The organism is Nonomuraea sp. CA-141351, from assembly GCF_050944675.1.
GTDB lineage: Bacteria > Actinomycetota > Actinomycetes > Streptosporangiales > Streptosporangiaceae > Nonomuraea.
Window position 1 is genome coordinate 12,264,889 of record NZ_CP191982.1, and the last position, 21,347, is coordinate 12,286,235.

Below are 21,347 nucleotides of genomic sequence, written 5' to 3' on the forward strand. Positions count from 1 at the left end.
CAAATGGGGCTATTCCGAAATGCAGGGTTAACCTGAAATTACCGAGGACTTTCCGAGCGTTGGCATTCAGGTCGGCGTCGCCCCCGGCGATGGACAATCGGCCCTGTGAAGGGGCCCGGACAGGCCGACGATCATGGCATTTCTCACGCACCCCGCGCCACCGCTGAGCGCCGTCGGTGCAACCCCCGCCATCGACTCCACGGTCCGGCTCTGGCTGGATCCCGTCCCTGACCGGCGTGGCAGCAGGGACGGAGTGTGGTGGCCGTACTCTCGCGACGCCGCCGCCGAACTGCCCGGCCTCATTGCCGCGGTCGACCAGCGGCTGGACCGGATCACGCTACGCATCGGCCTGCATGCGGATCTCTGGGACGGCATCCCGTACCGTATCCCCGCCCGTGGCCGGGAGGTCGGGGTGGACTGCTTGCGCGGAGCCGATCCGCACCTGATCGTCCTGACCTTCGCGGGGGCCGAACCCGTCACGCTGATGGTCGTTCCGCCCGGCACCGGTTCCGGCCAGGCGGCGCGCTCCTACGGCGGGTACATGCCTGCCGAGCCGGCCACCGGCGCGCCGGAGGACGACGCCTTCGCCGGCTGGGAGAACGAGGGCGGGCAAGTCATCGATCAGGACGTGTCCCGCCCGCACCGGATGGGTCAAGCCGAATCCCTTCCCCCGCCGGAGCACCGCATGACCTGCACCGACACCTTCCCACTCGGCAGGGCGGACCTGTCGGCGCCGACCACCGTCCGCCTGTCCGGTGAGATCGACATCTTCACCAGCCCGGCGCTGCGCTCGCGTCTGCTGAGCATCCTGAAGTCCAGCAGGAGCATGCTCATCCTCGACCTGTCCGCGGTGTCCTTCTGCGATGCCTCCGGCCTGGGCGTCATGGTCGGCATCCAGCACCGCGCCCGGCTGATGGGCATCACGCTGGCCCTGGCCGCGCCCCGCCCATCCATGTCCAAGCTGCTGCGTATCACCGGCCTGGACCGCAGCCTGCCACTGGTGTGAGGCGGGGCTGCCCGGCCGGGTGTCATCGGGAGCCGGGGGCCTCCAGGCGCAGTACTTCGGGGGCGTCAGTTGGAGCGGGCCCGCGCCCGATGAGGGTGGCGAGCAGCAGCATGAGGGCCGACTGTCCGAGCATGCCGGGGGCGAGCGGCGGTGCCGGCCCCACAGCCTTGGTCAGTGCGTACCACCAGCGTGTGAGGGTCGGCAGGGCATCCCACGTCGAGGCGTAGCGCTGGTCGAGCGGACCCGCGTCGTAATTCGCCGTGATGTGCGCGTAGACGCCGAACGCCGATGCGACCACGACGGCCAGCGCGATCAGCCGGACGGCGGCGACCAGCCGGGGCGAATCCTTGACGAGCATGAGGAGCACCGCGATCCCGAGGAGCGCGAGGGCGCCCCAGGGTATCAGTTGCTCGGTGCTCTTCCAGTGCTGCTCCGTGGCGAGCTCGAAGGCGGCGCCGAGGACGCCGACCGCCGTCAGCGCCAGCAGGGCGCGCCGGACGAGCGTCCGGTTCACGGGACCAGCGCGGAGACGATCTTGTCGACGGTCTCCTGGCCGGGGTTGTATTTGGCGAGGTTGTCCCGCAGCGAGGTGAGGTTAGGGTCGTCGGCGGCGTACGGGCGATACTCCGTCACCTCGCGGGCCCACCGCTCGGCGTTGTCGACGCCCGCGGCCTGGAGCGCCGCCGCGATCTCGCTCTCGCCGGCGGTGTTGGCCGACACCTTCCCGGTCTTGCTCGCGGCGCTGCTCGCGGGGGCTGTGGTCGATGCCGCGGAGGTGTCGCCGGAGCTCGATCCGCACGCCGCGAGAGAGGCACACGCGGCCAGCGCGACCACGGCCACCTTGAATCTCGTTGATTTCACTCTGAACCGTCCCTCGACGTCCTTGCTTGCTGCGATCCTGACCGAGCTGTCTTTTGGAAACCTGGGTAGAACATGAACGGAGGCTGAGAAGGGGCACCGGGTACATCGTCCCCATGAAACCGTGGGGCAAAAGAAGCGACATGATCGTGCACAGCCGGGAGCCGTACAACGCGGAGCCACCTCGGCAGGCCTTGGCCGATAATACGATCACTTCGTTCGAGAGTTTCTACAGCCGCAACCACGGCCCCGTTCCTGAGCTCGACGCGGACACCTGGCAGCTGGAGGTCGGCGGGCTGGTTGAGCGGCCGTTGATACTGTCCCTGCGCGAACTGCACGACAGGTTCGAGCAATGTGACGTCACGGCGACGCTGCAATGCGCGGGCAATCGGCGCGCCGGGCTGATGGAGGTTCGCGACATCCCCGGAGAGAATCCTTGGGGCCCGTGCGCGACCGCCACCGCGGTGTGGAGCGGTGTACGGCTGGCCGACGTTCTCGCCGAGGCGGGACTACTGCCCGAAGCCGCGCATACAGCCTTCGCCGCCGCGGACGTGTCCCAAGCCGCCGAACCGCCCCAGCCCTTCGGCGGTTCGATTCCGGTGGCCAAGGCCCTGTCGGGCGAGGTCCTGCTCGCCTGGGGCATGAACGGCCGGCCCCTGCCACGAGTCCACGGTGCGCCGTTGCGCGCCGTCGTGCCCGGCTGGATCGGCGCCCGGAGCGTCAAATGGCTCCGGCAGATCACCGCTCTGAGCGAGCCGTCCGCCAACTATTTCCAGGCCGTGGACTATCAGATCCTCCCCGCCGAGGCCGACCCTCATCGGGCCCGCCCGGGCGACGGGATCTCTCTGGGACCGGTCGCTCTGAACTGCGACATTCTGCGACCGGACGGCGCCACTCCCCTGCCCCCCGGCCCGGTGGAGGTCACCGGCTACGCCTTCGCCGGCGACGACCGCATCGTTGCCCGGCTCGACGTGTCCGTTGACGACGGCCGCACCTGGATCCAGGCCGAACTCGACGAGCCCCAGAGCCCGTGGGCGTGGCAGCACTGGCGCACCACCATCGAGCTGTCCCCCGGCGAGACGGTGGTGACCGCCCGCGCCTGGGACTCCACCGGCGCCCTGCAGCCGGAATCTCCGGCGGCGCTGTGGAATCCCAAGGGCTATGACAACAACTCGTGGGCCCGGCTTCGCCTCACGTGCCGCCCTTGACCAGGGCGTCGCCGAGCGCTCGGGCCGGGGAGCCCATGGGCGCCCCGTCCGCGGGACCGGTCAACAGCCCCGCCGCTTGACGACGGCGTTGCGCTCGATGAAGCACTGGGGGCCGTTGGCGTAGTTGGATCCGCTGTAGACGTTGTTGCTCTTCGGGGAGGCGTTCGCGACCGAGAAGTTGCCGCTGTTCACCTGGCGGCCCCTGCTCCAGTAGTTGCCGCTCTTCCGCGTGTTGCCGCTGCCCTTGGGGAAGCGGGGCCAGAAAACGGGGACCTCGGCCGGCACGGCGGGTTCGGCCGGCGGCATCGACATCGCGGCCGTCGCCACCATCAGCCCGAGACCCGCCACGACCGCTCCGGCCCTCCGCGGCAAAGCCCTCATGCCCCGTCACCAGTCCGGAGAAATGGACTGGTCCCCGTTGGCGAAGTTACCGCCACTGCCGGTGTTGCCGCTGCCTGTGGAACCGTTGGTGTTCGCGAAGTTACCACTGTTGATGGGATCGCCCTCGCTATGGTAATTCCCGCTGTTCGTGGAGTTGCCGGAATTAACCGGGCCATTGACACACGTCGTCGGCGAATCGGTCGACGGCGAGTTGTAGTTGAACAGGCGATTGCCGCAGAAAACACTGGGGAGTGTCCCGAGCACGGTGCCGACGTCGGCGCCGAACAGGCGGGTCAGCAGGGAATTCTCCGGCGGCAGCGGCGCGGAGGCTGACGCGGCGGTCGCGCCCAGCAGCGCGCTGCCCCCGACCACGACTGCCACAACAATCCGTACGAATGCCCGCAACGTGTCCTCCGCCATTCTCATGAGCATGACCCACTTGACGATAGCAACGGCCCTCGGAAATGAGTTCAGCTCTGCCCGATGGCCGATCAAAGAAAGCAAAAAGGCGGCGGCCGTCAGTGAGTCAATGTGAGGGCCAATGCGGCGGCCGCGAGCGCCAGGAAGAGCCCGGGGATAGCGATCTTGACGTAGGCGCGCGCCCGGACGTGGACGATGACGGCGCCGACGAAGTACAGCACGAGGCCGGTGGCCGCCATGAGCCCGATGGCGGGCACACCGAGGAGCCCCAGCAGCAGACCCGCCGCGCCGGCGGCCTTGAGTGCGCCCAGCGTGGGCAGCCACGACTGGGAGATGTCGAGCTCTGCGGAGTTGGCCAGGACGAACTTGGCGCGGGCGAAGTCGGCGACGGCGGCCCACGCGTTGGCCCCGATGGTGGCGATGGCCACCGTGACGTATGCGATCGACATGTGGTGCCTTCAATGGGTTCCTCGGGCGGTGGGGTCGTTTGTGCCCCATTGCTGATGACGACGCAGCCGCCTGAAGTGTGAAGTCGCTCGCGGGGGGCCGGCGTCGCCTCACACTTCGGGGTGGTGTTTCGTCATTACTGTCGTGAGGAGCGCATTGGGAGAAGCGGAGAGCATGACGTCACCGGCGGTGGATCGAGGGGTGCTCATGAGCGTCGCCTACCGCCTGCTCGGTTCGGTGTCGGAGTCGGAGGATGCCGTTCAGGAGGCCCTGACGCGGTGGTACGCCCTGCCGGATCGGAAGCGGGCCGAGATCGCCTCCCCGATGGGCTGGCTCGTCACGACAGTGAGCAGGATCTGCCTCGACGTCCTCGGCTCCGCCCGGGCCAGGCATGAACAGTACGTGGGCGAGTGGCTGCCCGAGCCCGTCCCGGCCTCGACCCGGTGGACGAGCCAGACTGTCACCGACAGCGCTGTAGATCCGGCCGACCGGGTCTCACTGGACGAGTCGATAAGCATGGCGCTGCTCGTCGTGCTCGAGTCGATGACTCCGGCCGAGCGGGTGACGTTCGTCCTGCATGACGTGTTCACGTACACGTTCGCTGAGATCGGCGACATCGTGGGCCGCTCGCCGCAGGCGTGTCGCAAGCTCGCCTCATCGGCACGCCGTCGCGTACGGGAACGCGACGACAATCACGTGCCCGCGGAGGAGCACACGCGCATCGTCACCGCGTTCAAGTCGGCGTGGGAGAGCGGTGACCTGACGGCCCTGGTCGGACTGCTCGACCCGGACGCGACCGCCATCACCGACGGCGGCGGCCTCGTCAGCGCCGCACTCGACCCCATCGAGGGAGCCGAACGGATCGCCCGCTTCCTCCTCGGCGTGCACAGGCGGCAACCCGACCTGACCATACACACGACCACCGTGAACGGGCAGCCAGGGCTCGTGGCCCGTGATGAGGCAGGACAGCCCCTCGCCGTGGTGTCGGTCGGGCTCGCGGACGGTCTCATCGAGCACGTCTGGGCCATGCGCAATCCCGCGAAGCTCAGCGCATGGGCGTGAAAAGGGCGAGCGCCGCCTCCTGGCGTACGGTGGAGGCGGCGCTCGCTAACTACCATCCCGGGTAGTTGTCCTCAGCGGCCCTTGGACGGGATGCGCCTGGGTGGCGCGACCGGGCGTTGCGGCATCCTGGGCATTTGCCGTGGCGCGGGCAACTCGGGCCGATTCTTCTTGCCGGAACGAACTCGCATAAGGAAGCTCCTCTACGTAACTCGCGACGCGGCTCGTGGAGGCCGCTCGACATGCACAGCTGCCGCGTCTGGGTGGACTGATGCGGTATCGCTGCTGAGTGCGAATTACAGGTAAAGGCGCATGTCCGTAACAGTACGAGCCATCCGAAACCCGGCGCAACCGAATTAACGGCTCACCAGGCTCCGCCGCCGCCGTCACTGGAGCTGCTGCCGGAGCTACCCGAGCCACCGGAGTCGGAGCTGCCGGAGCTGCCGGAGTCACTGGAGCTGCTGAAACCGCTGCTCGAGCTCCCGCTGCTCCAAGTATGAGAATGGTGCGTGTGCCGATAATGGTTGCGCGGGCGTGACGTCCCGTAAGTCCACCCTCCGGCCGCCCCGGCCCTGCGTATCAGGGATCCTATGAAGAAGATCAGGCCCACCACGACCACGAGGCCTATGAAGAAGCCGCCGAACCCCGTGGACGAGGAGCCGGTGTCGGAGAAGGTCTCAGGCGGCACGTGATCCTCCTCCTCCACGGAGTCCAGCACGCACTGGGAGGTCGTGGCCGCCTCGGGCACGCTCTTCTCGAGCTTTGCCAGCCTGGCCGCGCCGGTCCCCTTCTCGGGGGTCACGTCGGTCAGCTGGGCGGTGGGCAGGGCCAGGTCGAGCGAGACGGGATGCCCGGCGGCCACGTCCCGGGCGGTGCCGGTGACGGTCCGCTTGTCCTTGGAGAGGGCGGGCTTGAAGCCGCTGTCCGAGCGCCCGTACGCCCGGTACTGCTGGTGCCCGCCCTTGGCGGCTCGCGGCAGCCGTACCGAGACCCGCAGCTCGTCCAGGTCGCGCTTCCAGCCGCTGCCCCAGAGCGGGAGGTGCAGGAAGGCGTGCTTCTCGTACGCCGTGACCGCGCCCCTGAGCGTGTACGCCAGCCGGAACGTGTGCGTGGTCCCGGGTTCGGCGGAGAAGTACCAGACCACCCGATGCGGCCCGTCAGTGCAGTCGCCCTCCGCGAACGTCTCCTCCGGGCGCGCCACGTTCAGCTCCGGCGTCCCTTCGGCATGGTAGAGGGCCTTGCCTTCGCCGACCGTGACGTTCTCCACCTCGGTCCCGCCCAGGCGCGGGATGTCGACGTAGGCCCCGTGACCGGCCTCCGAGAACCGGAACGTGTGGTCCTCGACCACCTTCACCGTGCCGTCGCCGTTCACGGTGGCGGTGACGACCGTCTTGGGCAGCGTGTAGGACGGTGCGGCGGCTGCAGCCGGCGCGGGCGCGAGCACGAGACCAAGGCCCAGCGCGATCAGCATTCGGCGCATGTTCACCCCGTGGCATAGACGTATTCCCTCCAGCTTGGAGTGGAATGCTTACACCTCGCTGAACATTCGCCTGATTCGGCATCGTCACTCGCGTGCGCCGAGCGCGTCGGCCGGTCGTGGGCCCAGCAGGAACCTGGCCGGAATCGCCGTGGCCGTCAGCGCCAGCCCCGCCACGGCGACGACCACCGCGAGGTAGGTGACCGGCGGCGCGTACGGCAGCGCCGACCCCGTCATCCCCCTGCTGAAGGCCACCAGCGTCACCAGCGAGATCGCCGTGCCGGCGACCACGGCGAGGCCGGTCGCCGTCAGCGTCTCCATTCGCAGCATCCGCGCCACCTGCCGCCGTGTGGTGCCCACGACACGCAGCAGGGCAAGCTCGCGGGACCTGGCCAGCGTGGACATGGCCAGCGTGTTCACCACGGCGATCGCGCAGAAGGCGATGATCAGGCCCATCGCGACGTAGGTCACCGCCGCGTCGGGCGTGCCCGCCTCCGCCGCCTGCGCCTGGTCGAGCACGGTCACGCCGGGCAGCCTGCCAAGAGCCTCGCGGTCTCCTCCGGCGACCAGGACGGTGCCCCGGGGGTCGTCGACGTGGCCCGCGACGAGGCGGTAGGAGAGGGTCAGGTCGCCGAAGCCGAGGCCCCGGGCGTAGATCGCGGTGATCCGCACCGTGGCGGGGGTGCCGTCGCCGAGCACCAGCCGGACCTGGTCGCCGAGGCCGGCGTCCAGGCGTTCGGCGGCCGTCCGGCTGATCGCCGCCGACGTGTCGCCGAACCCGTCCAGCGAGCCCGCCACCACGCCCAGATCCATCGTCCGGCCCAGCCCGTCGGGCGTGACGGCCTGGACCGCGTACTTCTCGAGATCGATCCGGACAGAAGTGCGCAGCACCTCGGTGGCGGTGCGCACGCCGGGCACCTTGCGTGCCGCGTCCGCGGACGCGCCCGGGCCGAGCACGTAGTCGGCTCTGACGCCCGCGTTCAGCTCGCTCCGGGCGGCGTGCCCCATGGTGGTCTGCACGAACAGGATCGTGCACGTCATCGCCGTCATCAGGGTCAACGGGGTGATCACCGAGGCCAGCCGCCCGGTGCCGGCGCGCAGGCTCTTCCGTGCCAGGTACCCCACGACGCCGGGCGCCCGCAAGGGCAGCGCCGTCGCCGCCCGCGCGATCGACGGCCCGAGCAGGGCGACCGCCGTCGTCCACACCAGCGCGGTGAGCATGGTGACGGGGCTGGAGGCCGCCTCGGTGGACAGGGAGGACAGCACGATCGTCAGCGCCACGCCGCCGGCGAGGGCGAGCAGGCCGGCGATCAACCGGACCGGCGGCAGGCCGCCCGCCGACAGCGCCGTCTCGCCCAGCGCCTCCACCGGCCTGATCCTCGCAGTACGGCGGGCGGAGACCCGCGCCGCCACCCACGCGGCCACGAGAGTGGTCACCGCCGCGACGATCGCGGGGAACGGGCTGACGACCAGCCGCAGGTTGGCGGGCATGGCGCCCAGCGCGACAAACCGGGTCCGCAGCCAGAGCCCCAGCAGGATCCCGGCGCCGGAGCCGAGCGGCCCCGCGACCAGGCCGATGAGCAGGGCCTCGCCGCCGATGAGCTTCCTTGCCTGCCGTGGCGTGGCGCCGACCGCGCGCAGCATGGCGATCTCACGCCGGCGCTGCTGCATGGACAGGGCGAACGTGCCCACCACGACGAGGATCGCCACCAGCAGCGAGGTGCCGCCGAGCGCGCCGCCCAGGCTGATGAGCATGACGCGGGAGTTCTCCGCATCCGGGAACTCGACCGCGCCGCGCTCGTCACCTGTGTGGACGACCGCGCCCTGGACGGTGACGTCGACCCGCGGCCAGACGCCGATCGCCGTCACGAGACCATCTCGCCCGGCCAGGCGGCGGGCCTCACCGGTGGTGAAGAAGATCGTGTCCTGGCTGGGCAGCGCCTGCTCGGTCACCCCGACCACGCGGTAGCCGGGGATCTGCCGATCCGCGTGGCGGGCGTCGACGACCACCTCGTCCGCGGCCCTCGGGGCGCGGCCCTCGGCGAGCGTGAAGGGGGTGAGCGCGGCGGACTCCCAGCCGTGTGCGGTGAACCCGGCGTAGGGGAAGCTCACCTCGGTGACCACCTTCGCGACACCGGGAGTGCGTGCGATCCGCTCCGCGATGGAGGAGGGGATCCACCTGCGCTCGGACAGGAGCTTGGCCTTCTGTTTCCCGCTCTCCTTGGCCTGCCTGACGTACTGGTCGCCGGCCACGATCATCGGGGCGCCCGCGTACCTCTCGGGCATCACCCCGCCGCGCAGGCCCGTCTCCAGCAACATCCCGCACGCCGTCACCAGCGCGCCGGCACACAGCAGGGCCACGAACGCGCCGGCGAATCCGGCCTTGCGGTGCCTGAGCGTCTTCAACGCGAAGGAGATCATCGCTTCCACGCTCCGAGCCTGGTCATGCGCTCGGCCACCTTCTCGGCGGTCGGAGCCGTCATCGTGTCCACGATCTGGCCGTCCGCCAGGAACAACACGGTGCCGGCGTACGCGGCGGCCATCGGGTCGTGGGTGACCATCACCACGGTCTGGCCGAGCGCGTGGACCGCCTCCCTCAGCAGCGTCAGCACGTCGCGGGCGGTCATGGTGTCCAGCGCGCCGGTCGGCTCGTCGCCGAACACCACTTCCGGCCTGGTCACCAGCGCCCTGGCGATCGCCACGCGCTGCTGCTGGCCGCCGGAGAGCTGGGCCGGGCGGTGATCTGTACGCCCGCCGAGGCCCACCCTGTGCACGACCTCGTCCAGCCAGGCCCGGTCGACCCGGGCGCCGGCCAGTTTGAGCGGCAGCGTGATGTTCTCCGTCACGGTCAGCGCGGAGACCAGGTTGAAGGCCTGGAACACGAAGCCGATGCGGCGCCGCCTGAGGTGGGTCAGCGCGTTCTCGTCCATGCCCGCCAGGTCGGTGCCGCCCAGCCGTACCGATCCCGAGCTGGGGACGTCGAGACCGGCCGCACAATGCAGGAACGTGCTCTTGCCGGAGCCCGAGGGGCCCATGACGGCGGTGAAGGTCCCCCGGGGGATGCCGACCGACACCTCGCGCAGGGCCGCCACCGCGCCCTGGCCCCTGCCGTACACCTTGCTCACCGCATCCAACCGCACTGCGTCTGTCATGGGCTCCAGCCTGCTGATCTGCGCTTTCACCCACCAGAGAGCCGCTCACCACTCCGCCATGACATCATCATGATCCGGACATAATGGTCAGGTGATTCGTATGATCCTGGCGGAGGACCAGCATGTGATCAGGGAAGCCCTCGTGACCCTGCTCACCCTCGAGCCCGACATCGAGGTCGTCGAGGCGGTCGAGTCGGGGGACGCGGCGGTCTCGGCCGCCCTCGTCCACCGGCCGGACGTGGCCGTCCTGGACATCGACATGCCCGGCACGATCGACGGCCTCACCGCCGCCGGCGAGCTGCGTTCGAGACTGCCCGGCTGCCGCACGCTCATGCTCACCGGCCACGGCAAGCCGGGCCACCTCCGCCGCGCGCTCGACTCCCAGGTGGACGGGTTCATGCTGAAGACCGCCTCACCGGACGAGCTGACGTCCGCGATCAGGAAGGTGGCCCGGGGAGAACGTGTGCTCGACCCCTCGCTCGCCATCACCGCGTGGAACCTGGCCGACAACCCGCTCACCCCGCGTGAGGCCGACGTCCTGCGGCTGGTCGCGGCGGGCGCCGAGGCCACGGAGATCGCCGGCCGGCTCTTCCTGAGCGCCGGGACCGTCCGCAACTACATCACGGCGATCGTCACCAAGTTGAACGCCCGCAACCGCACCGACGCCGTACGCATCGCCGCAGAGGCGGGCTGGATCTAGGCCGGGACCCAGGCCTGCGTCGGAACCGTGGCGGCCAGCTCGAACCAGTCGTGCTCGCGGCGGACGTCCAGCCGCCCGTCGAGCGCCGCCAGCCGGGTGGTGAGGTTGCCGATCCCGGCCGATCCGCGGCGTCCCAGCGTGGCACGCACCCCGTCGTTGCGCACGACCAGCCGCACGGTGCCGTCCCGTGCGGAGGTCGTGATCGTGCACCGGCCGGCCGAACTGTGCCGCAGGACGTTGGTGACAGCCTCCCTGAGCACGATGCCGAGCGTGGTGTCCACCTCGCTGCCGAGCCTGCCATGGCCGAGGTCGAGCTCGACCTCGATGCCTGCGGCCGCCAGCAGCGATCGCGCCGACTCGGCCTCCGCGGCCAGTGACAGCTCCCCGCGCTCGCCCGACACCGTTCGCAGGTCTTCCATCGCCCGCTCGGTCATCGTCAGCACGTCGTCGAGCTCCTTGCGTGCCCGCTCGGCGTCGAGCCTGCGGGCGAGCTCGCATTTGAGCAGGATGGCCGCCAAGGTGTGGCCGAGGAGGTCGTGCAGATCGCGGGCGGCACGCAGGCGTTCCTCGACGACGGCCGCGCGGGCCAGGCTGTCCCTCGACTCGCGCAGCTCTCTGGCGAGCTGGGCCAGCCTGAGGAGCCCGTACACGACCACGCCGGTGACCAGCGTGCTGATCGCGTAGTTCACGGTCAGCGGGACCGGCATGCCGAGCAGCACGCCGGCGGCCGCGACGACCGCGACGATGCCCGCGACCAGCGGCAGCGCGACAGGCCACGAGAAGGCGAGCAGGATAGGCCCGGCCAGGAACCCCGCCACTCCCAGCCACGCCTGCCCGAACAGCGGGATCGGGGCGAACGTCAGTACCGCCATGATCGACAGCGCCACCGGGTGCCGCCCCTCGACCGATCGGAGCTGCATGAAGACGATGACGGCCAGCAGGGCCGCCGGCCACAGCGAGCCGACCATCAGGAGCGCCTTCACCGAGAACCCCACCAGCACGGCCGCCAGCAGCGCCGTCGACAGCGCGCTGTCGCGAGCGGGCCGGGCGGGCGGGCGCGTGGTGGGCAGCACGGCCTCCACGGTCATCGAGGCGTCCCCGGCGAGCTCGACCGTGAGCGTGCCGCCCGCCGCCTCGACCTGGGCCGGCAGGTCGCCCAGGTTCTCGTCGCCGGCCGTGCGCGCGCCGTCGTTGGAGACGCGCAGCCGTACCGTGTCGCCTTCGGTGAGGGTCTCGATGAGGCAGGTGGTGGCGGTGCGCCGCCGGACGATCTCTGTCACGGCCTCCCTGAGCACCGCAGCCAGGAGCGCGCCCGCCGGGCCGAGCGGCTCGCCGTGCCCCACGCGCACGTTCACGGTGACGCCCGCGGCGGTCAGCATCGCCTTGGCCGTGGTGATCTCGGGGGCCAAGGACATGGCCCGGTAACCGGCCGCGGCGGCCCTGGCCTCGGCCAGGGATCGGCGCGCCGTCTCGACGTCGGGCGTCCCCGTACGCGCGCCGTCGGCGATCGTGGCCAGCGCCCCGCCCAGGCCCGCGCTCAGCTCGGCGGCGATGCGCAGCCGTTCCTCGGCCGCCGCGGTCACCGCCAGCGACAGCCTGGCCGCGTTCACCTCCTCGATCCGGTCGATCATCCTGGTCAGGCCGTAGACAACCAGTGAGACCAGGACCATGCTGATCACGGGGTCGGCGGGGCCGAGCAGGGCGGCGCTGGCCACCACCGCCAGGGCCAGCGGCCACAGCGGGGTCAGCAGCAGCGCCCCGCCGACGAAGCCGAGGATGCCGACGGAAGAGCCGTACACCAGCACCGAGGCGTACGCCAGGGCGGCCTGGAGTGCGACCAGCCACCACGAACGGCGCCCGGCGAAGACGACCTGCACCCCGAACACGGCCGGCGCGAGCGGCGACCCGGCCACCAGGTAGATGCTCGCGAAGCCCGCGAACGCCACGACCACGATCAGCTTCGCCTGCCTGCGCACCCGTGCAGCCTAGGAGACCCGTCTCCGGGATCCGGACGCGGGATCGGCTCACCGCCCGGCAAGTGCCCCGGCCGGCCGGGCGGGCAGTCCTCCCAGCCCGGCGCTCCGGGCCCGCCGGATCGCGGAGACGCCCACGATCACGGCCGCACCGGCCGACACCAGAGCGACGAGACCGGCTGCGGCCCCCAGCGTCAGCGCGTCGGGGTGGACGAGGGCCTGTCCCCGCCGCGCCTGCCACAACACCAACGCGGTGAGCCCGGCGTAGCCGAACGCGGCGTTGATCACCAGTGCCGTGCGGGTGGCGCTGCCCGCGAGGACGTCAAGACGGCGGGAGAGCAGGCGCAGGCCGACCGCGACCAGCGGGAGCACCTGCAAGGCGTGCAGGCCGACGAAGTGCGCCACCCTCAGATCGCCCGCGCCCGTCTCCCAGCCGGTGACCGGCATGCCGGGCCCGCCGTCGGGAGCGCCGACGCTGTGCGCGCCGAGCGTGGCCAGGCGCAGCCCGCGGGCCAGTTCCTGCGCCTGGTCAGGAGTGGGAGCGGTCATCAGGTAGCCGATGGACATGCCGGCGAGCGAGATGACGACCCCGAGCGGAATGGCCCACGCCATCGCCCGGTCCACCCTGCGCTGTGCCACCACGAGGACCCCCACCGCGAGGGTCATCAGCCAGCCGAGATAGGCCGCCCCACCCATGATCTTGAATACCGTGTCGTCCAGCCCGGTGGAGAGGTTGAAGTGGCTGGGAACGCCGCGTGCCGCCTGGAAGGTGATGGCCGTGATCTCAGGGGCGATGAACCCGCCCACGGTCACGGTGCCCAGCCACCACAACGTCCGCCGCCACCGCGCGGCCTGGCCGATCATCCAGGCCAGCGTGATCGCGTAGAGGGCGAAGGAGACCGAGAACTTGAACGGCTTGAGCCATACCCCCTGGCCGAGCAGCGTTCGCTCGTCGACGACGAACCCCATCACGCTGACGGCGGCCAGCACCGCCATTGCCGCCGCACAATAGCTCAGCGGACCATGCCACGTCCGAAGTTCACGTGGCTGAGGCAGGACACCCATGACGACTCCTTCACATCGACTGAGTGCAACCCTGCTGGCCTGCGAACTCGCCCACCAGAGACACGATCATGAGCCCGGCATGACCTCATCATGAACTGGGCATCCCGGACACCATTGACCGCAGCGGCCACCTGTCATACGTTCGCGATCGAAATATTCGACACCTGCCCGAAACATTTCGGGAGGCCGGTCTATGGGTAGGGCGCTGAAATGGGCCATCGTCGCGGTTCTGGGACTCGCCATGGGAGCGTCGGGGGTGGCTGACGGGTCCTCCGAGCCCAGCGGGCACTGGGTCACCACGTGGACGGCGATGCCGCAGCTCACCGAGCCCGGCAACATGCCGCCCCCGCCGTACACGAAGGAGAATCTGGTCCTGGCCGACAGCACGGTGCGGCAGACCGTGCGGGTGTCGGTCGGCGGGCAGCGGCTGCGACTGCGCTTCTCCAACGCCTTCGGCGGCGCGCCACTGCCCGTCACCCGCGCCACCGTGGCGCTGCCGAGCGGCGGCAAGTCCGGGGTGAGCGCGATCCAGCCGGAGACCCTGCAGCCGGTGACGTTCTACGGGCGCCCCTCGGCGGTCGTGCCCGTCGGCGCGCAGATCGTGTCCGACCCGCTCGACCTCGCGCTGCCCCCTGGCACCGTCTTGAGCGTGACCCTCTACCTCGCCGACGGCCAGGCGTCCGCGGACGTCACCTCACACCCCGGCTCCCGCACCACCTCCTACCTCGCCGGCGGCAACCAGGCCGAGGCCGCCGACCTGACCGGCGCCACCCCCGTCGACCACTGGTACTTCCTCAGCGGCATCGAGGTCTGGTCCAAGCCCGCCACCGCGACGCTCGCCCTGCTCGGCGACTCGCTGACCGACGGCAGGGGCTCCACCACCAACCAGAACAACCGCTGGCCGGACCAGCTCTTCGACCGGCTGCAGACCGATCGCCGCACCGCGGGCGTCGCCATCGCCAACCAGGCGGCAGGCGGCAACCGCGTGCTGAACGACGGCCTCGGCCCCAACGCCCTGGCCCGGCTCGACCGCGACGTGCTCGCGCAGAGCGGTGTCTCCTGGCTGATCGTCTTCGAGGGCGTCAACGACATCGGCACGGCGGGTGACACCCAGGACGCCCAGAAGAAGATCGCCGACGAGCTGATCGCCGCCTACGACCAGATCATCGTGCGCGCGCACGCGCAGGACATCAAGGTGTACGGCGCCACGCTCACTCCCTTCGGCGGCAGCTTCTACGACGACGCCCAGGGATACCGCGAGGCGGCCCGGCAGACGGTCAACGAGTGGATCCGCACGAGCGGCAGGTTCGACGCGGTGATCGACCTCGACCGGGCCACCCGCGACCCCGCCGACCCGCGCCGCCTGATCGCGGCCTTCGACGTAGGAGACCATCTCCACCTGAGCCCCACCGGCTACAAGGCCCTGGCGGACGCGGTCCCTGCCCGGCTGCTCCGCCGATAGGGCGTCAGTCATACCCATTTGCGCATGGCTTGAGGAAGATGGAGATCCCCGTACGTACCTCCAAACGGCAGATTCAGGTTCCGGGAGGTACGCAATGCACCGCAGAGTCGTCCTGCTCTCCGCCGTCGTGCTCACCGTGGCGGGCGCCCTGGTCCCCACGGGCAGCGCGCAGGCCAGCACCACGAACGGCCTCGACCCCAGGCCGGCCGGGTGGTCCGGCGCGGACTCCTGGTCGGAGGCCAGGACCGTCCTGCGCTACTGGACGCCGCAGCGCATGCTGGCGGCGCAGCCGCTGGACACGCTCGCGGCGCGACGCACCCGCTCGGGCGGGCCGACCGAGGGCACTCCTTGGGCCACCCGCGGCGCCTCGGACACCACCACCCGGCGCACCTCCTGGACCACCCGCGGCGTCGCCTCAGGCGTCACCGCTCAGGGCGCCCCCTGGTCCATCCGCGGCACCGCGGCCGTCGACGCCCAGCAGGTGGCCGCGGTGCCCAACAGCCGGGGCCTGCGCTGGACGGACGGCGGCGCCATCGTGCGCACCACCGGACGTGTCTTCTTCACCACCGCGGACGGCAACAACGCGTCCTGCTCCGGCTCGGCCGTGACCAGCGCCAACGAGAGCGTCGTGATGACCGCGGGGCACTGTGTGAAGCTGAACGGCGCCGCGCACCGCAACTGGGTGTTCGTCCCCGGGTTCGACAACGGCCGGCGCCCGTTCGGCACGTGGGTCGCCACCACGCTGCTGACCACCCAGCAGTGGAACGCCCGCGAGGACATCAACTTCGACGTCGCCGCCGCCGTGGTCGCACCGCTGCAGGGGCGGACGCTGACCGACGTCGTGGGCGGGCAGGGCGTGGCGTTCAACCAGTCCAGGGGGCGGCAGATGTTCTCCTTCGGCTATCCGGCGGCGGCGCCGTTCGACGGCTCCCGGTTGATCTACTGCAGCGGGCGCACGTTCAACGACACCGTCATGACCGCGGACCAGGGGCTGCGCTGCAACATGACCGGCGGGTCGAGTGGCGGCCCGTGGTTCCAGGGCTTCAACGAGTCCACCGGGCTCGGCATGCTGAACTCCGTCAACAGCTTCAAGTACGACTTCGCCCCCGATTTCATGTTCGGCCCGTTCTTCGGGAACGAGGCGATGGCCGTCTACCAGGCGGCGCAGAGCGCCGGCACGCTGTGAGCCGGTCCTCCAGGGTCGGGTAAAGCTTGGCGCGAGGCTTTCAAGGCGATTGCCTTAATAAGGCGGTCGCCTTATATTCGGAATTGTCGGGCTTCCGAGCTGGAGGACAATGATGACTGCTGACGCGATCCAGGAGTTCCCGTTCGACCGTCCCACGGCCTTGGAGCCGCCGCCGCAGCTGGCTGAGCTGCGGGAGAAATGCCCGGTGTCGCACGTACGGCTGCCGAGCGGCGATGTGGCCACGCTGGTGACCAGGTACGACGACTCCCGCGCGGTGCTGGCGGACCCGCGCTTCAGCCGCAACCTCGCCAGGGAGGGCGCCGCCCGGCTGGCCACCACCGAGGACGGCGGCCTGTTCAACCGGCGCAAGGACGGCACCACGGACATCAGCGAGGGGCAGGGCCACATGCGCTGGCGGCGCCTGCTCAGCCGCTGGTTCACCGCACGGAAGATGGAGGTGTGGCGGCCCAGGGTCCAGGCGATGGCCGACGACCTGCTGGACTCCATGCTGGCCAAGGGCTCCCCGGGCAACCTGTCGGCCGGGCTGGCCCTGCCGCTTCCCGTGCGGGTCATCTGCGCGCTGGTCGGCGCGCCGGCCGAGGACCAGGACAAGTTCGCGCACTGGTCTCGCACCATGCTCACGCTCACGCGCAATACCCAGGAAGAGGTCGACCAGGCCTACCAGGAGTTCAACGCGTACGTGTCGGACCTGGTCGACCACAACCGGGAGAACCCCGGCGACGACCTGCTCAGCGAGCTGACCCAGATCACCGACACCGAGGACGGCCGGCTCAGCCAGGCCGAGCTGATCGCCACCGTCAGGGGGCTGCTGCTGGCCGGCCACGAGACGACCTCGAACATGATCGCAATCATGGTGGCCATGCTGCTCTCCGACCGGCAGCGCTTCGAGGCCGTGATCGACGAGCCCGACCTGATCCCGGGCACCGTCGAGGAGGTCCTGCGCCTGGACAGCACGCTGTCGGCCGTCGGCGGAGTGCCCAGGTACCTCACCGAGGACGTCACGTTCAGCGACACCACGGTGCCCGCCGGCAGCACGGTGATCCCCAGCATCCCCGCCGCCAACCGTGACCCGGGCAAGTTCGCCGACCCGGACCAGTTCGACCCGCGGCGGCAGAACAGCAACCAGCACCTCACCTTCGGCGCGGGCCCGCACTACTGCCTCGGGCAGCCGCTGGCCAGGGCCGAGCTCCAGGTCGTGCTGGGCACCCTGGCGCGTAGACTGCCGGGCCTGCAACTGCGGGACTCCCCCGAGGACCTGCGGATGCGCATCGGTGCGATGACCGGCGGACTCCAGGACGTATGGGTCACCTGGTGACCTGCGCGCACTAACGATAAGAGGCGATAATCATCGGGGGACGGTGAAGAAAGAAGAGATCAAGGATCAGTCATGCAAGTCAGTACGGCGGTCGCCACGCCGTCTCCCCGATCGATGCGCGCCAGAGACAAGCTGATGCACACCGCCGAGCGGCTCTACGCCGAACACGGCTTCGCGAACGTCTCGATCAGGATGATCAGCGAGGCGGCGGGCCAGCGCAACAAGTCCGCCGTCCAATACCACTTCAGCACCCGCGACGAGCTGATCCAGGAGATCCTGGCCCGCCACGCGGCCGCCATCGACGAGCACCGGATCCCGATGGTGGCCGCGTTGGAGGCGTCGGGCGAAGTGTCGCTCCGGGAGTGGATCACCTGCGTCATCGCGCCGAACATCCAGCATCACATCGAGCTGGGCACGCCGTCCTGGTACGGGCGGTTCCTCGCGCAGGCCGTCGTCGAGCCCTCCTTGCGTGATTACGCCGTCCAGGCGAATCTGCGGACGCCCTCGTTCCGCCGCCTGGAGAAGCTGCGGCCCCCGCGCGGCCAGGATCGCGACCCCGACCTGACCGCCCAGTACGGGGCCATGATCCGCCTGCTCATCGTGCACATGTGCGCCGAACTGGAAGGCGATCTGGCCAGCGGGCGGGTCGCCCCGGCCGACGCCGAGCAGTCGTGGCGCCGGCTGGGCGAGCACCTGATCACGGCGATCTGCGGGCTCAGCGCCGCCCTGCTGGAGACCTCACAACCGTGACATCGCCTACGTGGCCCGCCGCCTAGCGGCGACGGGGCCGGACCATGAGGATGACCATGGCTGCGGCTCCGGCCGCGAACAGGGCCCCCAAAGTGACCAGCCATGGGATGCCGGTGTACCCGGCGGTCCTGTAGGCCACCGGCCGGGGCCGGGGCTGGACCGCCGCCGCTGCGGCGGCTGCGCTGCGGAAGATCACGTCCGAGCAGGAGTAATAGGTGTCCGGGGTGTCGGAGTTCTGCCAGATCGTGTAGATCAGGTGGCGACCGGTCCTGCCGGAGGGCAGGCGGCCCTTGATGACGTACGAGCCGTCCGTCAGCTTCGGGTCGGTGGCCTGGAGGAACGGCTTGCGCTCCAGGTCCGACCACTTCAGCGGCTTGGCCGGATCGTAGCCGTCCTTCGTGACGTACAGCCGGAAGGTCCCCCGGTGCGGGATGGTGCCGCGGTACCTGAAGGTGAAGCGGGCTCCCGCCTTCAGCGTCGTGGCCGGCCAGTCGGCGCGGGCGAGGTCGAGCCCCTTGAACTCGGGGATGCCGCCGCTGCACAGCTTGCCGTCCGGGATCACCTCACGGTCCCTGCCCGCGACGTTCGCCACCCGGAGGTTGTCCCAGCTGGCGGGCATGGCCTCGCCGCTCGCCGCCACGGCCGCACGGCAGGCGGCCGGCCGGGCCTTGAGCGGGCTGTCGGCGCCGCAGGCAGCCGCCCGGCTGAGCGGCCTCTGCAGCGCGCCGTGCGCACCCGCCGGCGCGGCGACCAGCGCCAGCGACAGCAGCAGCCCGATGCCCACACTCGTGATCTGGCGCCGCACGTGGCCGACCTCCCCATCTCGTCCTACAGCGAGGTACGGCCTGGCGCCCGCGCGGGTTCAGCAGGCGGCCCTGGTTCATCACTGAGCCCGAATGACATCACCGAGCACGCCTGGTACAAAGGCAAAAGCCCGCAAGATGCGACATATCAACATATGAGGTGAAGCTCTTCGTGACGGATGACTCACCCCTGGACCCCGCGCTCCTTTCCAGGATCGACACCAGCAAGCCGCATCAGGCCAGGGTCTGGAACCATTGGCTGGGCGGCAAGGACAACTACCCCGTCGACCGGCAGCTCGCCGAGAAACTCCGCGACATCTATCCGGGCATGGAAGACATCGCCCGCCATTCCCGCGTCTTCCTGGGTCGAGCCGTCAGATATCTCGCCGGAAAGGCAGGCATCCGGCAGTTCCTGGATGTCGGCACGGGCCTGCCGACCGTTGACCACACCCATGAGGTGGCCCAGCGGGTGGACCCGGCGAGCCGCGTCGTCTACGTCGACAACGACCCGCTGGTGCTGGTGCACGCGCGCGCCCTGCTCACCAGCGACCCACGAGGGGCCTGCGACTACATCGAGGCCGACGTGCGCGAGCCGGACACCATCCTGGAGTTCGCGTCCAAGACGCTGGACTTCCGCCGTCCGACCGCGCTCATGCTCCTGGGCGTGATGGGCACCGTCTTCGACGACGACCAGGCGTACGCGCTGGTGCGGCACCTGATGGACGCGCTGCCCCCGGGCAGCTACCTGGTGTTCGAGGACGGCACGAACACGGTCAAGCCCGACGCGGCAGCGGAGGCCGAGCGCCTCCGCGACAAGGGCGAGGTGTACGACTACCGGCTGCGGACCCCCGCGGAGATCGCCCGCTTCTTCGACGGGCTGGAGCTCGTGGATCCAGGCATCGTGTCCGTCTCCCGCTGGCAGCTGGAGTCAGACGCGTTCGGGCTGCCCCCGGAGGTCGACGCGTTCTGCGGCGTGGCCCGCAAACCGTGACGGTCAGAGCGTGTCGATGATCTGACGCAGGATGGCCGGGGTGTCGGGCGCGGGCGAGGCATGCACCCCGAGCTCGTCCATGAGCGTCTGGTACGGCAGCACCTCGGACTCCTTGACGAGGTATTGCGCGCCGGCCAGCTGCTCGAGGTAGACCACGTCGCGCAGCTCGGCCTGGGCGAAGCGCAGGACGGTGACGGGCCCGACGCCGCCGACGATCCAGCCGGAGGTGAACGGGACCACCTGCACGGTGATGTTGGGCTGTGCGGCCATCCGGCCGAGGTGCTCGAGCTGGGCACGCATGATCTCCGGGCTGCCGACGCGGTGGCGCAGCGCCGCCTCGTCCAGCACCACCCAGAGCTTGCGCGACATGGGCGGGGCGATGATCCGCTGGCGGCGCATCCGCACCTCGACGCGGCGCTCGATCCGCTCGGCCGAGTCGCCCTTGTTGCCCAGGCTGAAGATCGCACGGGCGTAGTCCTCGGTCTGGAGCAGGCCGGGCACGAACTGGACCTCGTAGGTGCGGATCAGCGCGGCGTCCTGCTCGAGTCCGAGGTAGTCCTCGAACCAGTCGGGGACCACGTCGCGGTAGTCGTGCCACCAGGTGGGCTCGTTGGCCTGTTTGGCCAGGGCGAGCACGGCCTCCCGCTCGGCTTCGTCGGCCACGCCGTACAGGGCGAGCAGGTCGGCGACGTCGCGCATCTTGAAACTCGTGCGCCCGCCCTCCATGCGGCTGATCTTGGAGTGCGAGCCACGGATGGCATATGCGGCGTCCTCGCGAGAGACCCCGCCGGCCTCCCGGAACCTGCGCAGCTGCGCGCCGACCAGGATGCGCAGCGCGGTCGGCCCGGATCGGACGGTATCCCTATCGGGCGCTTCGGCCAGGTCACCCCTATCGTGAGCAGTCGACATACATGCTCCTCAATCGGCAACTTGCCACAGTCCGGCCCGCTCAATCTTGCCACGTCGGGCGCGGCAGGTCGGATATTTCGCGGCGGCGGGATATGCGCTGCTCAGCAGGCCGGGTCCGGCCCTGACCACCCGCTCACGTCCTTTCCCCCACGGGACCCCAGCCC

At 70.2% G+C, this 21,347-nt stretch carries 21 protein-coding genes; 9 read left to right on the forward strand and 12 right to left on the reverse strand.

Annotated elements, in window-relative coordinates; all coding sequences use genetic code 11:
- Positions 1–133: 133 nt before the first annotated feature.
- Positions 134–1,006, forward strand: coding sequence for an STAS domain-containing protein (locus ACQPWU_RS57700; protein WP_433435555.1), 873 nt, complete (start codon positions 134–136; stop codon positions 1,004–1,006).
- A 22-nt stretch (positions 1,007–1,028) separates the two neighbouring features.
- Here the strand turns inward: ACQPWU_RS57700 and ACQPWU_RS57705 are convergent, their stop codons facing one another.
- Together ACQPWU_RS57705 and ACQPWU_RS57710 are read right to left on the reverse strand one after the other, a co-directional pair.
- Positions 1,029–1,520 carry a hypothetical protein gene (locus ACQPWU_RS57705; RefSeq protein ID WP_433435556.1) on the reverse strand — a complete coding sequence of 164 codons (492 nt, stop codon included), beginning with the start codon at positions 1,518–1,520 and terminating at the stop codon, positions 1,029–1,031.
- Positions 1,517–1,867: a hypothetical protein gene (locus ACQPWU_RS57710; RefSeq protein WP_433435557.1), complete on the reverse strand. Its 351-nt coding sequence runs from the start codon at positions 1,865–1,867 to the stop codon at positions 1,517–1,519. Before ACQPWU_RS57710 ends, ACQPWU_RS57705 begins: the two co-directional genes overlap by 4 nt.
- Positions 1,868–2,007: 140 nt before the next feature.
- On the opposite strand from ACQPWU_RS57710, the gene ACQPWU_RS57715 reads away from it, so the two are divergent.
- Positions 2,008–3,072: a sulfite oxidase gene (locus tag ACQPWU_RS57715; protein ID WP_433435558.1), complete on the forward strand. Its 1,065-nt coding sequence runs from the start codon at positions 2,008–2,010 to the stop codon at positions 3,070–3,072.
- 60 nt (positions 3,073–3,132) lie between these two features.
- Here the strand turns inward: ACQPWU_RS57715 and ACQPWU_RS57720 are convergent, their stop codons facing one another.
- The 3 genes from ACQPWU_RS57720 to ACQPWU_RS57730 form a co-directional block, all read right to left on the reverse strand.
- Positions 3,133–3,453 (reverse strand): hypothetical protein, encoded by a 321-nt coding sequence (locus tag ACQPWU_RS57720; protein ID WP_433435559.1) that lies wholly within the window; start codon positions 3,451–3,453, stop codon positions 3,133–3,135.
- 6 nt (positions 3,454–3,459) lie between these two features.
- A complete protein-coding gene (locus tag ACQPWU_RS57725) occupies positions 3,460–3,873 on the reverse strand; it encodes a hypothetical protein (RefSeq protein WP_433435560.1) in 414 nt (137 codons plus the stop codon).
- A 98-nt stretch (positions 3,874–3,971) separates the two neighbouring features.
- Entirely contained in the window at positions 3,972–4,322 is a 351-nt protein-coding gene (locus tag ACQPWU_RS57730) for a DoxX family protein (RefSeq protein ID WP_433435561.1), read from the reverse strand.
- A 172-nt stretch (positions 4,323–4,494) separates the two neighbouring features.
- On the opposite strand from ACQPWU_RS57730, the gene sigJ reads away from it, so the two are divergent.
- Positions 4,495–5,382, forward strand: coding sequence for an RNA polymerase sigma factor SigJ (sigJ, locus tag ACQPWU_RS57735; RefSeq protein WP_433435562.1), 888 nt, complete (start codon positions 4,495–4,497; stop codon positions 5,380–5,382).
- Between the two features lie 361 nt (positions 5,383–5,743).
- On the opposite strand, the gene ACQPWU_RS57740 is transcribed toward sigJ, so the two are convergent.
- From ACQPWU_RS57740 to ACQPWU_RS57750, 3 genes are all read right to left on the reverse strand, one after another.
- On the reverse strand, positions 5,744–6,850 hold the full coding sequence (locus ACQPWU_RS57740) for a DUF2207 domain-containing protein (RefSeq protein ID WP_433435563.1): 1,107 nt from the start codon (positions 6,848–6,850) through the stop codon (positions 5,744–5,746).
- A 93-nt stretch (positions 6,851–6,943) separates the two neighbouring features.
- Positions 6,944–9,277, reverse strand: a complete 2,334-nt coding sequence (locus ACQPWU_RS57745) for an FtsX-like permease family protein (RefSeq protein ID WP_433445556.1) — start codon at positions 9,275–9,277, stop codon at positions 6,944–6,946.
- Positions 9,274–10,008: an ABC transporter ATP-binding protein gene (locus tag ACQPWU_RS57750; protein ID WP_433435564.1), complete on the reverse strand. Its 735-nt coding sequence runs from the start codon at positions 10,006–10,008 to the stop codon at positions 9,274–9,276. The genes ACQPWU_RS57745 and ACQPWU_RS57750 overlap by 4 nt, the downstream gene beginning before the upstream one ends.
- Before the next feature lie 91 nt (positions 10,009–10,099).
- Here ACQPWU_RS57750 and ACQPWU_RS57755 point away from each other — a divergent pair, with 91 nt between their 5' ends.
- Positions 10,100–10,708, forward strand: coding sequence for a response regulator transcription factor (locus tag ACQPWU_RS57755; protein WP_433435565.1), 609 nt, complete (start codon positions 10,100–10,102; stop codon positions 10,706–10,708).
- Here ACQPWU_RS57755 and ACQPWU_RS57760 read toward each other — a convergent pair.
- Positions 10,705–12,684 carry a histidine kinase gene (locus tag ACQPWU_RS57760; protein WP_433435566.1) on the reverse strand — a complete coding sequence of 660 codons (1,980 nt, stop codon included), beginning with the start codon at positions 12,682–12,684 and terminating at the stop codon, positions 10,705–10,707. The two genes, ACQPWU_RS57755 and ACQPWU_RS57760, sit on opposite strands and share 4 nt — an antisense overlap.
- 48 nt (positions 12,685–12,732) lie before the next feature.
- Positions 12,733–13,677 (reverse strand): hypothetical protein, encoded by a 945-nt coding sequence (locus ACQPWU_RS57765; protein WP_433435567.1) that lies wholly within the window; start codon positions 13,675–13,677, stop codon positions 12,733–12,735.
- Between the two features lie 262 nt (positions 13,678–13,939).
- On the opposite strand from ACQPWU_RS57765, the gene ACQPWU_RS57770 reads away from it, so the two are divergent.
- From ACQPWU_RS57770 to ACQPWU_RS57785, 4 genes are all read left to right on the forward strand, one after another.
- Positions 13,940–15,208, forward strand: coding sequence for an SGNH/GDSL hydrolase family protein (locus ACQPWU_RS57770; protein WP_433435568.1), 1,269 nt, complete (start codon positions 13,940–13,942; stop codon positions 15,206–15,208).
- Between the two features lie 94 nt (positions 15,209–15,302).
- Positions 15,303–16,394, forward strand: a complete 1,092-nt coding sequence (locus ACQPWU_RS57775) for a trypsin-like serine peptidase (RefSeq protein WP_433435569.1) — start codon at positions 15,303–15,305, stop codon at positions 16,392–16,394.
- Positions 16,395–16,503: 109 nt separating this feature from the next.
- Entirely contained in the window at positions 16,504–17,730 is a 1,227-nt protein-coding gene (locus ACQPWU_RS57780) for a cytochrome P450 (RefSeq protein WP_433435570.1), read from the forward strand.
- Positions 17,731–17,802: 72 nt separating this feature from the next.
- Entirely contained in the window at positions 17,803–18,480 is a 678-nt protein-coding gene (locus tag ACQPWU_RS57785; RefSeq protein ID WP_433435571.1) for a TetR/AcrR family transcriptional regulator, read from the forward strand.
- Positions 18,481–18,502: 22 nt separating this feature from the next.
- On the opposite strand, the gene ACQPWU_RS57790 is transcribed toward ACQPWU_RS57785, so the two are convergent.
- Positions 18,503–19,285: a lytic polysaccharide monooxygenase auxiliary activity family 9 protein gene (locus ACQPWU_RS57790; RefSeq protein ID WP_433435572.1), complete on the reverse strand. Its 783-nt coding sequence runs from the start codon at positions 19,283–19,285 to the stop codon at positions 18,503–18,505.
- A gap of 170 nt (positions 19,286–19,455) precedes the next feature.
- On the opposite strand from ACQPWU_RS57790, the gene ACQPWU_RS57795 reads away from it, so the two are divergent.
- Complete coding sequence (locus tag ACQPWU_RS57795) at positions 19,456–20,274, forward strand: SAM-dependent methyltransferase (protein WP_433435573.1); 819 nt, start codon at positions 19,456–19,458, stop codon at positions 20,272–20,274.
- Positions 20,275–20,277: 3 nt separating this feature from the next.
- Here the strand turns inward: ACQPWU_RS57795 and ACQPWU_RS57800 are convergent, their stop codons facing one another.
- Positions 20,278–21,183, reverse strand: a complete 906-nt coding sequence (locus ACQPWU_RS57800) for a helix-turn-helix domain-containing protein (protein WP_433435574.1) — start codon at positions 21,181–21,183, stop codon at positions 20,278–20,280.
- Positions 21,184–21,347: the final 164 nt, after the last annotated feature.